The sequence below is a fragment of the Bacillus sp. BB51/4 genome (assembly GCF_008368845.1).
GTDB classification, from domain to species: Bacteria; Bacillota; Bacilli; order Bacillales; family Bacillaceae_G; genus Bacillus_A; species Bacillus_A wiedmannii.
Genome location: NZ_QOSC01000013.1, coordinates 480,466 through 497,435, shown reverse-complemented (window position 1 = coordinate 497,435; position 16,970 = coordinate 480,466). Strand labels below are relative to the sequence as shown.

Below are 16,970 nucleotides of genomic sequence, written 5' to 3'. Positions count from 1 at the left end.
AAAAACATTATACAAATATAATTAATTAAAAATTTCACCTCTGTAATTGTAATGATTACAAATTAATATATATATGGTTAAAAAATAACTATTTTAGCTTAACCAAGAAATTATATTTTAGAAAAAATACTTATAGAATAATTTAATAGGTTTTTTTATACTTTTTTACCTTTATTTAGTTATGTATAATTGCATAAAACATAGATATATCATGTGATATATGTTACATTATTAATTTTTACGAAATATACTCTAACATTAACATTAATAAATATTTAAAATGGAGATATTAATCTATAAACTTATCCATCGTTATAACCATAGATTTTAAAATATAAAATAGCTGCAAAGCTTTCTTAAAAATCCTTTGCAGCCTTCTGTTTTTTTGTTTTCTTTAGAAAAATAGTGTTTCAAGTTAACAATATGGTATAAACATTTCCATTGTGCTTTTGCTTGGATATATGTTTCATGGACTCTTCAAAAGCTATTTGTTTGAGCTGACGTCAGACTCGTTTGTCTAATTCAGAACTATACTGATAAATCCAGCGCATAATTATTATTTAAAAAATAGATAAGCTTCGTTTCTCCATTATTTTTGCCAACTCCTGAAAATTGAAACTGTTCCGCTAACAAGATAATATCAGGTTGATTATACGTCTATTTGAATACAAGTTCCTTATCTAAACAAATCACACACTTTTTCTAGAGTAATAAGCTCAGTATTTTCAAGTTTTAGAGATTACTTACACCTATGTTTAAGTTTTTACATTGAAACCAGATAACAAGCCTATATTATTGTATATTTTTCACGGTACTGTCTAGGGGTCATGCTAGTAATTTTTTTGAAAACCCTCGTAAAATAACTTTGGTCATTAAAGTTAAGCCAAGCACAGATATCTGATAACGAATAAGTAGTTAGAGTTAATAATTTTTTTGCTTCTTCCACTCGTTCCCTTTGAATATATTCGCTTAAAGTAATTCCCATTTCTTTTTTAAATAGTTTAGACAGATAAGTAGGGGTAATTTCCAAATGATTAGCAAGTTCATTGAGAGTTATTCCATCGTAAACATTTTTATTAATATGTTTCATACATGTAGTAACCGCGTATGAATACTTTTGTGCATTAAATTCTTTCACACGATCTGCAAAGGTACGTAAAGCGTCTCCTGACAATCGCTTTGCAGATTCTACGTTATCTAATTGTTCCAGAGTTTGTATATATAAAATACTATGAGCAAAAGCAATATCTGGTGGCAGGTTTCCTTCTATCGCATATCGAGTAGCTAAGGTAATCGCAATAATTCCAAGGTTTTTTTGGTTCCTGAGCGGGTCCTCTATTAACATCAGTTCAACATCCTCTTGTGAAACTGCATACATATACTGTATTAACTTTTTTTTATTTCCTTCTTTGATAGTCAAAAAGAAATCATTTACTAATGCCATGTTGTGAGTTTTAGGTTTGTTTTGTCGGCGTTTTAAAATATATAAATCAGGTTTCACAATTTTATTAGGAACTTTCTCTAGTACTTTATTTTTTTCTAAAACAATACCCACATCTAACTTTTCATTGAAAATCATGTAATGTAATAAAATTCCCATATCAATTAATGTAGTTTTTTTAATCTCAGATAAACACTGATAATAGGCTAGTCTTTCTTGAATTTTATCATTTGATTTAAATTCTTTTTGAAGTTTTATGGTCATATCATCTGAACCTTTTGGATGTATAGTGGGACCGATAATAATAGTCCCTTTAATGTGATCATGATTTTCTATATGTATTAGAACAAAATTTTCAAGATAGCTGTTACATCTGAAAAGTGGTAAGTTAAAGGGATCGTTTTCTTGATAAATATCACTAAGATGTTCTTCTTTTGAAGAATAAAAAGGACTATAAACATCATCAGATGTAGAATGATATAAAATTTTTTTGTCTGTAGATAAAATATGTACAGGGGCATTAAATGCTTTATGTGCAAGATCACACAAGTGTTGTATATCGATAGAAGTATTCATTACATTCTCCTTTTAAGTAAATTATTTGATAAATTTCCGCATTGTTTCTTTTATAGTTTCATAAAATATATTCTGCTAGGTATAATTCACGACAAATAATACTATAAAATATCAAATTAGTACAATTAACGACAAAATATTACTATATCTTTTTTATGAAAATCATATATTATTTAATTATAATTAGCATCTAAATATCAGAGTAGAAAAGAAAAGAAAAGAAAATGAAATGAACGAAGGTCATTTCTTAATTCTACCAGATCTAATCATTACACTTGAGAAAACAGTGAAGAACATACAAAATACAGTGGTACTCAATGCGAGGACCAAGCTGGAAAAAAGATTCAAAATACAGCGAAAGTAACAGGAGATACTGTACCACCGCAAGAACCAACAATCAAAATTTCAATTCAATTACTTGTACAAATTGAATTCCAAAAATAGATAATGCTAATTTAAATGTAAATTTGAAAACCTACTGTTTTTCAAATTTTAGACAAAGATAACAAAAAGTCGGGAAATTAACAACAGAGGACAATGATAAGACTATTTATGAACCACTATGCTTCGGAAAGTACACGTTGGAAGAAATTCAAGCACCAAATAGGTCTACGTTATTTAAAGATCTAATTGAGAGAAGAATCTTATCATCAGTACAAAAATTTAAAAAGAAAACATAAAAAACGAATGGAATATTTAAAATTCTGGCGATATAGGGACAACTATTTTTATCTAATCCCCACAAATATTACTGGTCCCAACATTAGTTTTATTTTCCACGAATGAGGAAGAAATATATAGATTTCAAATATACTAGGAATTGCAGAGGAGATAGAACATATGAATAAACTTTATTTATATGTTGTTCATCTTTGTATTATTAATCTTTATGCTACCTAGCTTTAATACCGAACCACATAAACATATTCTTAATTTTCCACTTTATTTTTAATTAAGAATCAAAATACCTTTAAATGAAGTTGTATTATAGTTTATTAAATACTATAAATAAAAACGAAATGCTATTTAAACACCCTCTGACTTATCATATGAGGTTTGTTATCTAATGATACCCATGGTATTAACTTCACTTTAAAGGATGATTTTAAAAGAATTTGAGAAGCTATTTTTCTAGTTCACCATCAAAAATCTTGAAATTTATGTAAAAAAGAAACCGTTTTATATATAGTTTCTTTTTTCATTTCTTTAACTTAGTCTAATCTATATTGGCTAGTTAATTGTTCCTCAGCCATTCGAGCTAAGTGTAATTATTCTAATCATTAACACCTTTCCCCTTTAAATTCTTTAGACCCTATCCTTGTTTATATGAATAGCTTTCTTACTCGAAAATAGATTTTTAAAAATTCCTACCCCTACAATTAATAGACCTATCCCAACTAATTTATTTATTTGGAATGGAATGCTCTCCATTCCAAATAATCCGAATGTATCAATACATAACGCAACAACTAATTGAGTAATAAGGCTAATTAACACCGTATACGCTGGACCTAAACTCTTTATTGCACCCATTATACAAATAATTAACCCGATGCCAAACAATCCACTTACATAAAACAAATATTTACATATTAAATACAACAATACCTATAATCATTACTATTGTTCCCACAATATGATATCTCTCCATCTGTATCTTTTTTATTTGAAATAATCCCTTCATTTCAATTAGAGTTGCTGTTAATAATTGAGTAACCATGAGTGTTCCAGCTGTTAATGTAACTCCCATTGCATGTATCGCTACTGTTTCTGCACAAATAATTAACCCGCCAAGTGCACCAGCTACTAAATATATTTTTTTCACATCCTTTAAATCCGCTACTTTCTCTTCTTTCTTTAACAAAAATATTGTTGTTGCAATAATGAATCCAATTAAATGCGTTATAATACTCGTTGACCATATACCGATATGTGAACTAAGTTTTGCATTAAATGTACCTTGAAGTGTAATAAATACGCCAGCAAATACAGCAAATACAATACCTTTCAAAAAATCATCTCCTAACCTTCTATTTCTGACTTAATTAAACGCTATAATCCTATAAAAGCAAAAGGACAAATGTCACATCAGTATGAAAATAGCTACAAATGAACAATAAAAAACACAACTCAAAATATTTGAGATGTGTTTTTTACTTTATCGTTATATAATATTTTAATAATTATAACTACGCTATATTAACAGGTTTATTCTTCATAACAAACTTTCCAAATAAGAAGCGCACAAGTGGCCCCATAATAATTAATTGTAATGGATACGCCAAAATGAAATTTTTAATGAAAATTGAAAAATACATCGATACAAATGAGTTTCCTTGTAATCCACCATGTAAATACATCATAGTCATTCCGTAAAAAGACATAAAGAAAACCATTCCGATTACCATAGCTGTCGCCATCGCAACTATAATATTTATTTTCTTCGATTTATCAAACGGTAACATGAATACAAGTTTTTTCGCACAAGGTCCAACGATACATATTTCAATTAATAATGCAATAATGAATCCAATTATTAGTTCTAATGCGATCTCCTTAATATGAATTGGCCCTCCTGCTCCATTCAGTAATAAATTATAAAACGTCATTACAATAACCATCCCAAGGCACATCATCATACCAAATTGGAGGTTTTCCTTTCTTGTTGTTGGCAATTTCTATCATCCTTTCTCTTTAAGTCTTTGTCATTATATCGATTATGGAAACCTCTTCGTAAGTGAACATTTTGTGAACAAATTTAAAGCGTTATCATATATTATCTTTACTTTCTGCTCAAATTCTTACTTTCATTTATAAAGGTTTTATATATCTCAATGTTGAATTATTAAATTTAACTTTGTAATACCTGATAGTTACTACTAGGAGGATAACCATGGATAAACAAGACTTTTTCGCATATCACATCGTAACAAAGAAAAAAATGAATATTGGACAAATCATTCATTTCGATAAAAATCAAACGAATACCCTCTTTCATTTCTTTTTTGAAAGGGAACATTTGAATTCTAGCGGTGAAGATTCCATGCAAATTTTAAAAGAACATTATACAAATGAAGAATTACATATAAATAATGAAAATGCTAAAGTAGTTATGAATTATATGGATCAAACAATTAGAGCCGTTAGAGAAACGATTGTAGAAATGGTTAGACTACAAGAATTTCCTGAATACCCTTCAAGATTATCTTGTTTATATGCTGCAAAGAGCTATGAAGATGCTTTAAAATGGAAAGCATTATTTGATTCTTACAATCGGGAAGTTTTGCAGATTGTTAAACTACGAGTAATTGGACATTGTTTTGAAGGTGACGGAAATCTTTTACCGAAAGAAGATGGTATTCCTTTCTCTCAAAAAATTGAACAAGCTAGAGGTTATTGGAAAGGAAATGTAAATAATGAACTTCCTGAGTTACTGATCAATGGAAAAATTGAAGTGGTGGAAATCATTGATGATTTTTCCACAATTCATATTTAATTCCTAACTAAATTATATAGGATGGAGATTACAATGATGAAAAAAGTGTACTTCAATCATGATGGTGGTGTAGATGATTTAATTTCACTATTTTTATTACTCCAGATGGATAATGTCAAGCTTACAGGTGTTTCAGTTATCCCTGCAGATTGCTATTTAGAACCAGCAATGTCTGCAAGTCGCAAAATTATTGATCGCTTCGGCAAAGGAAATATTGAAGTAGCTGCATCAAATTCCCGTGCGAAAAATCCATTTCCAAAAGACTGGCGGATGCATGCATTTTATGTAGATGCTTTACCCATTTTAAATGAGTCTGGAAAAGTTGTAACACCCGTAGCAGAAAAAACTGCACATCATCATTTAATTGAAACCCTACTACAAACTGAAGAGAAAACAACTTTATTATTTACAGGGCCTCTTACCGATTTAGCCCGTGCACTATATGAAGCACCTGTAATCGAGGGGAAAATTGAGCGACTTGTTTGGATGGGAGGAACATTTCGTACTGCCGGCAATGTACATGAACCAGAACATGATGGAACAGCTGAGTGGAATTCGTTTTGGGATCCTGAAGCAGTAGCTCGTGTGTGGGAATCAAAAATTAAAATCGACTTAGTGACACTAGAAAGTACAAACCAAGTTCCGTTAACTATTAACATACGTGAACAGTGGGCAAAAGAGCGTAAATATATTGGTGTTGATTTCCTTGGTCAATGCTATGCAATGGTGCCTCCCCTCGTTCATTTCTCAACGAACTCTACTTACTATTTGTGGGATGTATTAACTGCTGCCTTTATCGGGAAATCTGACCTTGCAAAATTACAAACAATTAATAGTATTGTTCATACATATGGACCTAGCCAGGGGCGTACAGTGGAAACTGTTGACGGACGACCTGTAAATGTAGTATATGATGTAAACCACAATGGATTTTTTAACTATATAACTGAATTAGCGAAGAAAGCTTCCACTTGAACCACTATCTATACGAAAAATAAATAGAATGGCATTATTTCAGACGATAAACCCCTATTTAGAATTTGTTTGAAACTACATATTTAACTATTGAAAAGAGTATTGAATTAAATTTCAATACTCTTTTCAATACTCTTTTTGTGCAATTTAATTATATTTGATTAATGTAGTGTCTTACTGATTATTCATTTCATAACCATTTACAAAAAACGTAATTGTTTCTAATTCATCTTCATTTAATTCTCTATCTACATCTCGTTTATACGCTTCCTTTATATTCTCTTCATCGCCTTTATGAATTTCTGTATAAGTTCCTACTGTTTTTAGTAAATGTATTTCTTGTAAAAACTCATCCCGACTTATAGCTGTCCCATGAGAAAGAATATAAGTTTCAGCATCAAATGACTCCAATTCTTCAATTAATTTAAACGTTCGTTTCGTCGTATAATTCCATTTTGAAGAAAATATATCTGCATATATACAGTCTCCTAAAAATAAGATTTTTTCTTCTTTCACGTAAATAACAACTGAATCATGTGCATGATCTCCGCCGACATGTTTTAACACGCATGTAACTTCACCAAGGTCTAATTCAATTTGATCCTGGAATGTTAAGGCCGGAGGAATGATTTTAATATTTCTCGCTTTTTCTTCAAACTCTTTCTTGATACAATCCGCACAAAATGCAATTTCAGTACCCTCTTTTACACGTGCGTCCAACGCTTCATCTGTCCATTCATAAGATACTAGTGACTGCATTTCTTTTTTCGTTTCAGCATGCGCAATAGTTAATGCATCTTGTAGTACAGGCAATCCAAAAATATGATCCCAGTGCCAATGCGTTAATGCTACGAAGTCAGGTCTTGATACATTCTTTTCTTGTAGCATTTCTAGAAATAATTGTGCATGTTCTTCTGAATTCCCTGCATCAATCATTAAAGTTTTTTCTTGTCCAACAACCATTCCTAATATAGGTCTATCTGTTTCCGAAACAGGTGTCATATACCAAAATGAGTTTCCTATTTTTTTTATTTGCTGCATTACAAACCCCTCCATTTATTACTATTCTCTTCAATTATTATCTGTAAAACCTTCATCCAGCACATAGCATGAAATAATATATATCGCTTTCTTTAAAACAAAGTAACTTCATCTATCCATTTAAATAAGCATCCCAATCATAGTCTTCAATCTTATAGAACCTACCTTCATCATTTCTTTCATATGCACATAAAGGTGGTTCCTCAAGAAAGTTTAAAATAGAATCATCTATATTCAAAATGACTCCAATTGAAATAATTTGAAAGTTTTTAGGATTATTGACATAGTCATCACTTTCATAGCCACTCAATATTGACCAACCAGAGTCACCTTCTTCTCTTGAACCCTCTTTAAGCATAAAGTTAAATTCTCTTTTTTCAAGTACATCATCACTAACAATTACCTTCGTATCAAAATAAAAATCCCAATCTTTTGAAGCTGGATCATTATATTCCGTATCACATATATTTTCAATTCCAAATGAAATTTTATCACCTATTTTTAAATCTAAACGATATGGTTCATTGATCAGTTCCCCTACAAACTTGTTCTCATTTCTTTCAGTGATTTCCACCCACATTCGTTCACCATGAAACCCATCTTCGTCTTCGATTTTAGTTACAAAAATTAACTTTACCAAATCTCCAACCTTTAATTTCTCCAAAACTTCTGAGCTAGGAAGATAGAATGTATAGGGCGCTTCTTTATTTATTTCATAAACATTATCTAAGTACCAAGTCATCTTTTTCTCTCCTTAAAAGCTTTTCACACTCATATTTTAAAAATAACACTATTTTTTCTTCCGGCAAACTACTACCATAGAATAGCAATCTTCCCCTAACTCATTTCCTTTCCAATCATTATATACATGTAATAGTTCAAAGCCATTCGCTACTAATAATCTTTCTAACTCCTGCGGATACGTATAGCGAAGATCAATCGTTGTTTTCAGTTCTTCTACTCGCACATCACCCTCATAAAACCTTCTTGTTGTTATGTAGTGCTGTATTTGCTGAATTGAATCATATGTCATTTCAGTATATAAATCACATTTTCTTCCCTTTTCATCACTAATAGTTGTCCAATATTCTTCTGTAGATGGTTGTATTAATTCTTCTTTTGAAGGAAAACGTGTATCGAATATGAATATACCATTATCAGCTAACACATGATGAATAGATGTTAATAATTTATTTTGATCTGTATTCGTAAGAAAGTGTTGAAATCCATGACCAACCATAAATGCTAACGGAATTATTTCTTCAATCTTTAATTGTAAACAGTCTTGTTGTAGCCATTTTACTTTTTTACAATCCATAGATTTTCTCTTCGCTTCAGCAAGCATACCTTCATGTATATCTACACCAATCATTTGATATCCGTCCTCTATAAATGGAATTGTAATCCTTCCTGTTCCGCAGGCGATATCTAGAATCCATTCATTTTGTATACTTAGTTTTTGTGCCCATGATAGTAAGAACGGAAAATCTGACAAAGTTTTATTTTCTATATCATATCGTTTTGGATTTTCATATTCAGATAGACTCCATTTTGTTTGCAACTGTATTCCCCATTTCATATTTCCATTTAAATTTAATATATAAATTATAACGAATTATTAGTTTTTTCTCTATAATCAAACATAATTAATTGGACTAATCTAACTTTCCTTTTCGTAAGCTAAAAATAAGTGGAAGAATCGGAGTGTGATACTATGGAACGATTATGGATTCCAATGATTGTTACGTTTTTTTCATTTGGTGGATTACTATTAGGCGGTGCTGTTGGCATTGCTACGAACCAGCTAATTGAAGAAAAAATGCATCGTTTATACGCATTATGTGGAGGGATTTTGCTTGGGCTTTTATCCCTTGAAATAATTCCTGAAACATTTGCAAGCTATGAAATAATTGGGCCTATACTTGGTATAGCTATCGGTATTTTAGTTATGAGCTTATTAGATAACTATTGTCACCATCCAATGATACATAAAAAAGATCAACAAGCGTGGCAAACTTTCCTTTTTCTTTCTTTTGCTATATTTATTCATAATTTGCCGAGTGGATTTGCTTTAGGTACAGCTTTTATTAATCATGCTGAATCTGCAGTTCCTTTTTTAATAGCAATTGTCGTTCACCATATTCCAGAAGGATTAGCATTAATTATCCCCTTTCTCTTTACAAAGCATAAATATATTTCCTTTTTATTAACGACTTTATTACTTTCACTTATTCTCGGTACCGGTACTGTTTTCGGAATTTTGATGGAAGGAAAAGCCCTACATTTACAAGGGCTCATTATGGGAAGTGCAATCGGTTCACTTGGCTATGTTACAATTCATGAAATGCTTTGGAAAGCAAAGAGACAGCTCTCTTTCCTGACATTTTTAACATGGGCAACTAGTGGATTTTTACTAATAACAGTATTTACACTATTCGCTGGTCATCATTAAAGATAATAATATAATCATTTGTATATTTTTCCTTTTTCTCCAAAACATAATAGTATCTACCTAATTATAAGGAGGAAAAATTATGTTTGGGAAAACAGCGGGTGAAGCTCTAGTTGACCTTTTAATTGACTGGGGAGTAGAACATATATACGGAATGCCTGGAGATTCCATCAATTCTATAATTGAAGCTTTACGAAAAAAACAAGATAAAATCAAATTTATTCAAGTGCGCCATGAAGAAGCTGGTGCACTTGCAGCAGCTGCCTATGCGAAATTAACAGGGAAACTCGGCGTTTGTATGGCAATCGCAGGGCCCGGTGCTATTCATTTATTAAATGGTTTATATGATGCTAAACTCGATAAAGCCCCTGTTCTAGCAATTTCAGGTCAAGTAGAAACAGATTTACTCGGGACGGATTTTTTCCAAGAAGTAAACTTAGAAAGATTATTCGATGATGTTGCGGTATATAACCAGCGCATTATGTCAGCAGAACAGTTGCCTGCTGTCGTGAATCAAGCGATTCGAATGGCTTATACAAAAAAAGGTGTATCTGTTCTTACGATTCCAGATGATGTTCCGAAATTCGAAGTGAAAAGTGGTGCTCGTGTTACAAATACTTCTTTTACATTACCTGAATTATTTCCGCAAGAAGAAGATTTACATGCTGCCAAACTCGCAATAAATGAAGCGAAAAAGCCTGTAATTTTAGCTGGAAAAGGTGCGAAACACGCGAGAGAATCCTTACTTTCATTCGCAGAACATATTGGTGCTCCAATCGTACTTACATTGCCAGCTAAAGGAATTATTCCTGATGAACATCCACTTTGTATCGGTGGATTAGGATTAATTGGAACGAAACCTTCTTATGAAGCAATGAAACATGCGGATACTTTAATTATGATTGGTACATCCTATCCGTTCACAGGTTTCTTGCCCGAAAAAGCAAAAACAATTCATATCGATACTGATCCTGCCCAAATCGGAAAACGTTACGTAACAGATATTGGCTTAGCTGGTGATGCTGATAAAACATTAAAATGGTTAATTGAAAATGTAGAAAAACACGAGGACCATTCCTTCTTAGAGAATCACCAAGACATGATGAAAAAGTGGGAAGAAAAATTACACAATCAAGAAGAAGATTCTTCTACTCCAATTAAACCACAACGCGTTATGCATGCACTGCAACAAGTAGCTCATGATGATGCAATATTATCAGTCGATGTCGGAAATGTAACAGTATGGACAGCAAGGCACTTTCGTATGACAAATCAGCAATTTATTATTTCTAGCTGGCTCGCAACACTCGGCTGCGGTTTACCTGGTGCACTTGCTGGAAAAATTGCTTTCCCGGATAAACAAGTATTTGCGGTTTGTGGTGACGGTGGTTTTGGAATGACAATGAACGATTTCGTAACAGCTGTTAAATATAAACTACCAATCGTTGTCGTCGTTTTAAACAATAATAAAATCGCCATGATTAAATTCGAACAAGAAGTTATGGGGAATATCGAATTTGGTACAGACTTAACAAACCCTAATTTTGCAAAATACGCAGAGGCGTGCGGAGGTATTGGATACCGTGTTGAGAATGTAGATGAACTACTTCCTGCTTTCGAAAGTGCGGTAAAACAAAATAGTCCGTGTATTATTGATGTAGTTGTAGATGTAAATGAAGCACCAATGCCAGCAAAAATCACCTTTGGTCAAGCCGCTGGTTATACGAAGCATATGATAAAAGAATTATTTGAAGAAGGTAAGATTGATTTACCACCACTTTAAACGAAAAAAGATAGCTGAAAACGATTTGTCTTCAGCTATCTTTTTTATTTTTGTACCTCTCTATAGAAAGAAAAATCATTCACATTAGTTTGTACTCGTTTCTCTTCCTTTACTTCTTTATCCTTGCTCTTAGGTTTTTTTATATTTCCTAGTTTAATCGCATCTTGCATGCTATTACTGATTAGATTGCCTGACAAGATCGTCATACTATAGAAAGCAATTGGTATAAGTACTATCCAAGTATGTGTAGTTAAGTGCCGAAAATTTTGACCAATTAGACCAGTCCATTCTTTTGTTACACTATCTGCATCTAATCCAAATAATATCGTCCCGCCAAAAAATAACTTAAGTAATCCAAGATGCAAAAGAAGTAATAACACACTTACAAATTGTTGAGCTACTAATAAAAGAAATGATGGTAACATATGCGGCCATATATGGTGCTTCAACCTATGCCACTTACTTCCGCCGAGCACAGTAGCTGCCAACATAAATTCTTCTTTCTTAATATACTTTACTTCTTGCGCTACATACAACATAACTGTTGGTACAGCAAGGCATACAAGTACTATAATTTGAAATGCCACACGCAAATATAACGGCACAACTTCTGCTCCACTATCAAACGTTAAAACTTCATTTAACATAAAATAAGAAATCATAACCATCGGTACAATACTAAAAGGATCAAAAAAGGATGCAATAACTGGAAAAGAACGTTTGCCATACATACCAAGAAGTAAACCAATTCCCCCTCCAACTATAACTCGTAAAATCGCTATAATTATACTCGCTCCAACTGTCCATTTCGCGCCTTCTATTATTAATTGAACAAGGTCGCGGCCTTTCACATCACTTCCAAACCAAAATTTACCCGATGGTGAAAATGGAGCTGCCTCTAGTTCCCCTTTTTCGTTATACATCATCGTAAGTTCGCGAATATTCCCATCAAAAAACACCGTATATCCAATACTAACAATCATTAGTACACTCAAAAAAGTAATACCTATCCAAAATCTCACATCTCTTTTTACAACTTGCCACATATTACACACGCTCCTTTATAACATTTTGTAAAAGCGTATGTAATATACGAAATAGTATAAAAAGCGGCACGTATAATATAACTAGACTCACTGTAAATATTTCTAATTTAGAATTTTCTTTTACAAAAACAAACATTCCATATGTATTGAAAATCCATTCGATAATATATAAATTTGAAAGCATAAATAAAATATTTGTTTTCGCATAATAAATGTGAGCGTATTTACTAAAATACTCCCGTATATTCCAAAAGTCCAGTACACCATCGTTGCAATTCCTACACCAAACAAAGCATATAAACTATTTACCATTTGATTCACACCTGCTGCTGCACCGTATTGGTCTGATTCAACTACTCCTTGTATCATCGACTGTTCTGATGGAGAGAAAAATTGTATACATGCATTTTCCAAAAATAAAAATATAAAGACGAGTATAATCATCCCGTAATAAAGCGAAATTAGAATTCCGATATTACAGAGCGAACAACATATGTTACTTACCGTACAAATACGCTGTCTATCAAAACGATCCACTACTGTCCCTACCAATAGAAAAAAGATTAATGCAGGTAATGCCATCATAATTTGTGTCATCGTTGCGTAAAATGGTTGTTTTCCGTACTGGTCTAACAAATAAAACATTAAAGAAATTCCAGCAATCATAGAACCGAGTCGCTCTAAAATATTCGCTAGAAAAAATCGTGCATACACTTTGTTGCGAAATAACTGTAGCATTTCTTTCATACTTCTAACCCTTTCCCTCGACAAAATTTTATTTTTTCAGTCATTTCTTGGAAGTTATATTATATTTTCCGACCATTATCCAATCTTTTCCTTCTATATAGAGAACATTATAAAAAGACTCTTGTCTTTTATACAAGAGTCTTTTTATTTAACTTCGCTTCACGTAATGATATGTAGCTAAGATCTTTTTACTTCTAGCTAACTTTATTAATTCTCTAAAGCTTGGATACATTTTATTTATTTTAGAAATGTATCGGACATCCACTCATAAAACTTTTCCTTCTCTTCAAATTGCGGATAATGAGCTGATTTCTCAAAAGTAATAAATTCTTTTTGATCTGCTTCAATTGAATCAAAATATGTTTTTGCTGCATGAAATGAGGTGTTATAGTCGTATTTTCCCATTAGAAAATAAAACGGTAGCTTCAGCTTAGTTACTTTAGTAGGCAATGGATTCTTTAAATCTTTTTCTAATAAGACAGTTTGAGAGTTTGATACTCCAATGTTATAACGAATTACATCAAGTAAGTTATATTCATTACTAAATAACATCCCCACATTATCACCATCTGGATTTTCAATAAGTCTCGAAGTTCCACCATATTTTGCAACATAATTCCTCGGAGTGTATGTATCGCCATTTTTAATTTTTTCAGTCAACTCATTTAAATAGGCAACCTCATCTGTATTCCCAGCACTTTGTGCCTGTTCAATCACATAGTTTAAACTATCCATTTCACTTTCTACTGTATCACTCATTTGCCCTATGCCAACATATGCTTCATATTTTTCAGGGGCTTTATTGGCAGCTTGCATTCCGATATATGTACCGTAAGAATGACCAACCAATATTACTTTTTCTTTACCAAGATGTTTTGAAACATAATCTGTCATAGCTAACAAATCTTCTACAAGAAGATCTGATGTAAGATTCGAATAGTCTTCAAAGAAATGATACGACTTCCCACTCGCTCTTTGATCGTAATTAACAACTGTGAATTTCTCTTCCAATAAGTTTTGGTATTTTTGCGCATATGGTATTTCTGAAGTACCTGGTCCACCATGTACAAAAATAATAACCGGATTGTTCTTATCTTTTCCGCGTATCATAATTTCATGATCACTTCCATTTATCTCTACTTGCTCTAATGTACTTATACTGTTTTTCCCTTTTATTTGCGAGGTCCATGTAGGAAATATTAGTGCTACGATTAATAATAGTAAAATGATGACTCCAATAAGTTTTATTAATTTTTTTATCTTCTTCATAAGTAGTTTCCTTTCTTTTAAATTTATAAAAACATCAATTTAGTTCAGTAAAACTACCTCAAAAAAATATAAATATACAACAATTTCACCTTGATCTTTTGCACATTCTTAATATCCCATACACTTCTTAACTTTCCGCTATATAAACTCTTAATATTTCCTTAATTTTCAATATAAAATTCATAGAATGACTCGATCACAATGTATTAGAAATAAAGAAAAAAGCCCTTGTTTTCAAAACAAAGACTTTTTCCTTTAACTATTTCGCTACCTCTTCTTTCGGCATTACCATACCTTTATAAAGTTGGACAGTAATCCAGTAATAGATGAAATAAATGACTAAGAAAATCCCTATCGGCACCCACACCTTTACAAACGGGTCAACTAATATAAAGCTAAATAAGTTAAGCCCTACTAACACATGGGAAATTCCAATGATTGCTGGGAAGATAAATAAATATGAAATTTCTTTATATATACTTTTTGTTAACATACTACGTCTCACACCGATTTTTCGTAACATTTCATAACGGCGTACATCACGAGAAGCACCTGTTAATATTTTGAACATTAGCGAACTTGCCATCATTGCTAAAAAGGCAATCCCGAGGAAAAACCCCATAAACATTGTTCCGCTCATGAAACTGTTCATAAACTGATAAATTGTCATTTTCGTAAATAAGTCTACTTTTGCACCTGTTGTTTTTTCAATTTGTTCTTTTTGTCTCTTGTCTATTTCAATTAACAACGGTTTATATTTTTTCATATCATCTACTTTTGCTAATGTTACACTATGTTCCGTTCCTTGAACTGCTTTGTAGTGTTCTTCATCAGCAATTCTTACAGGTTTTCCGTTAAATTGATTATGTGTAATTTGTATTTCTCTTACAACCGCATCTTCCCAATCCCTTGGCATACGAGGAAGTTTATTGGCTGCTTCGGGAGCTTCCAAAGCAGAATAAACAGGTTCAGTTAAAGGTTCAGCCACACGTTTACGAGCAGGCTCTTTTAAAGTTTTTGTATCAAAGTGATCGGAAACAAGTGGTGGTTTCGCAGTTAAGTCGTTACGTAAATAATAAACCGCTTCTCCATCTACTTTATACTTATACTTGCTTTCTTCCACAATTTCCATTTCTCTTAATGCCGCTTTATCTTGATCATTTGGATCATGAATTACAACATCATATACACGTGAGAAGTCTGTCATAATACCTACATTTTTTTGAAATGCCATACCTGCCGTCATTGCCCCTGCACCTAATGCAATTAACATCGCTACTGTACCTAATACTCTCGATAAACTATTTACTCTAAAGCGTAGCTGTGCATATGTAAAACTATTTAAGCCTGTTTCATTTCGTTTTTTATTCCCTTTAATTTTCATCACAAAAAATGGAAGCAATGAACTAAAGATAAAATATGTTCCAAGTGTTGTAACGATTGTCGCTATTATAAAACCGATTTCAGCAAACATTTTTATATTTACCATAAAATAGTATCCTGTACTTACTAGTAATACACCAAGTACAGTCATTATAATAATGCGAGTTTTACTTTTCTTCACTTCATCTAGTGTTTCATCTTCACGAATTAACTCCAATTCTGTTTTACGTAATAACCGGATGCTATTCATTAAACCAGTAATAAAAAATAGTATTAAGAAGAAAATAGCTGTAACTAAGATTGCTGGTGTATATACAGATGAATAACTACCTTTCGCTGAAATTTCCATACCATTCATTAAAAAGTTTCCTGCTACACTCGCAAGCAACATCCCTACTAAGATCCCGATAATAATACTGACAATCCCCATACCGAATGTTTCAATAAATAATAACTGTGCTACTTTTTTCTTTTTCGCACCGAGCATCATGTACATACCGAGTTCTTTTCTTCTTAATGTGAGTAAGAAAGAATTGGCATATATAATATAAAATACAGTAATGAACGATAATAGTATGGCACCTACCCAGAATACGAGTCTAATACTACTAATAAGACTATTATCTTTCGTAAATTCACTATTCATAGCCATCGTTTGGAACATGTAGAAAATACTAATACTAATAACGAGACCAATAAGTAAAACCATATAATCTTTTAACATCTTTTTCATACTATGACGTGATAATTTGAATAACATA

Annotated in this window: 13 protein-coding genes and 3 pseudogenes; 4 read left to right on the top strand and 12 right to left on the bottom strand. The window is 32.0% G+C overall.

Annotation, left to right across the window (positions count from 1 at the left end):
- Positions 1-787: 787 nt before the first annotated feature.
- The 4 genes and pseudogenes from DN392_RS19765 to DN392_RS19750 form a co-directional block, all read right to left on the bottom strand.
- On the bottom strand, positions 788-2,017 hold the full coding sequence (locus DN392_RS19765) for a helix-turn-helix domain-containing protein (RefSeq protein WP_001097926.1): 1,230 nt from the start codon (positions 2,015-2,017) through the stop codon (positions 788-790).
- A 1,305-nt stretch (positions 2,018-3,322) separates the two neighbouring features.
- Positions 3,323-3,601 (bottom strand): annotated as a pseudogene (locus DN392_RS19760) (DMT family transporter); the annotation flags it as partial.
- A 1-nt stretch (position 3,602) separates the two neighbouring features.
- Positions 3,603-4,028: a DMT family transporter gene (locus DN392_RS19755; protein ID WP_000676422.1), complete on the bottom strand. Its 426-nt coding sequence runs from the start codon at positions 4,026-4,028 to the stop codon at positions 3,603-3,605.
- Between the two features lie 178 nt (positions 4,029-4,206).
- Positions 4,207-4,692, bottom strand: coding sequence for a DUF2798 domain-containing protein (locus tag DN392_RS19750; protein WP_048566443.1), 486 nt, complete (start codon positions 4,690-4,692; stop codon positions 4,207-4,209).
- A gap of 218 nt (positions 4,693-4,910) precedes the next feature.
- Here DN392_RS19750 and DN392_RS19745 point away from each other — a divergent pair, with 218 nt between their 5' ends.
- Both DN392_RS19745 and DN392_RS19740 read left to right on the top strand, forming a co-directional pair.
- Positions 4,911-5,513, top strand: a complete 603-nt coding sequence (locus DN392_RS19745) for a DUF2441 domain-containing protein (protein WP_088321197.1) — start codon at positions 4,911-4,913, stop codon at positions 5,511-5,513.
- A gap of 33 nt (positions 5,514-5,546) precedes the next feature.
- Positions 5,547-6,488, top strand: a complete 942-nt coding sequence (locus tag DN392_RS19740; protein ID WP_131233622.1) for a nucleoside hydrolase — start codon at positions 5,547-5,549, stop codon at positions 6,486-6,488.
- Between the two features lie 174 nt (positions 6,489-6,662).
- On the opposite strand, the gene DN392_RS19735 is transcribed toward DN392_RS19740, so the two are convergent.
- The 3 genes from DN392_RS19735 to DN392_RS19725 form a co-directional block, all read right to left on the bottom strand.
- The gene (locus DN392_RS19735) at positions 6,663-7,529 is read right to left on the bottom strand and encodes an MBL fold metallo-hydrolase (RefSeq protein WP_061672467.1); all 867 of its coding nucleotides are present in this window, start codon (positions 7,527-7,529) and stop codon (positions 6,663-6,665) included.
- A 112-nt stretch (positions 7,530-7,641) separates the two neighbouring features.
- A complete protein-coding gene (locus DN392_RS19730) occupies positions 7,642-8,271 on the bottom strand; it encodes an immunity protein Imm33 domain-containing protein (RefSeq protein ID WP_061672466.1) in 630 nt (209 codons plus the stop codon).
- 48 nt (positions 8,272-8,319) lie between these two features.
- Positions 8,320-9,108 (bottom strand): class I SAM-dependent DNA methyltransferase, encoded by a 789-nt coding sequence (locus DN392_RS19725; protein WP_048566446.1) that lies wholly within the window; start codon positions 9,106-9,108, stop codon positions 8,320-8,322.
- A gap of 135 nt (positions 9,109-9,243) precedes the next feature.
- Between DN392_RS19725 and DN392_RS19720 the strand changes: the two genes are divergently transcribed.
- Together DN392_RS19720 and DN392_RS19715 are read left to right on the top strand one after the other, a co-directional pair.
- Complete coding sequence (locus DN392_RS19720; RefSeq protein WP_048566447.1) at positions 9,244-9,981, top strand: ZIP family metal transporter; 738 nt, start codon at positions 9,244-9,246, stop codon at positions 9,979-9,981.
- Positions 9,982-10,063: 82 nt separating this feature from the next.
- Positions 10,064-11,764, top strand: coding sequence for a pyruvate oxidase (locus tag DN392_RS19715; protein ID WP_048566448.1), 1,701 nt, complete (start codon positions 10,064-10,066; stop codon positions 11,762-11,764).
- 44 nt (positions 11,765-11,808) lie between these two features.
- On the opposite strand, the gene DN392_RS19710 is transcribed toward DN392_RS19715, so the two are convergent.
- The 5 genes and pseudogenes from DN392_RS19710 to DN392_RS19695 form a co-directional block, all read right to left on the bottom strand.
- Complete coding sequence (locus DN392_RS19710; RefSeq protein ID WP_048566449.1) at positions 11,809-12,810, bottom strand: ABC transporter permease subunit; 1,002 nt, start codon at positions 12,808-12,810, stop codon at positions 11,809-11,811.
- 1 nt (position 12,811) lies between these two features.
- Positions 12,812-13,024, bottom strand: a pseudogene (locus DN392_RS31285) (ABC transporter permease subunit); the annotation flags it as partial.
- Positions 13,015-13,581: pseudogene (locus tag DN392_RS19705) on the bottom strand (MFS transporter); the annotation flags it as partial. The pseudogenes DN392_RS31285 and DN392_RS19705, both read right to left, overlap by 10 nt.
- A gap of 213 nt (positions 13,582-13,794) precedes the next feature.
- Positions 13,795-14,826 carry an alpha/beta fold hydrolase gene (locus DN392_RS19700; RefSeq protein WP_000721360.1) on the bottom strand — a complete coding sequence of 344 codons (1,032 nt, stop codon included), beginning with the start codon at positions 14,824-14,826 and terminating at the stop codon, positions 13,795-13,797.
- A 259-nt stretch (positions 14,827-15,085) separates the two neighbouring features.
- On the bottom strand, positions 15,086-16,969 hold the full coding sequence (locus DN392_RS19695) for an FtsX-like permease family protein (RefSeq protein ID WP_000897886.1): 1,884 nt from the start codon (positions 16,967-16,969) through the stop codon (positions 15,086-15,088).
- Position 16,970 lies beyond the last annotated feature (1 nt).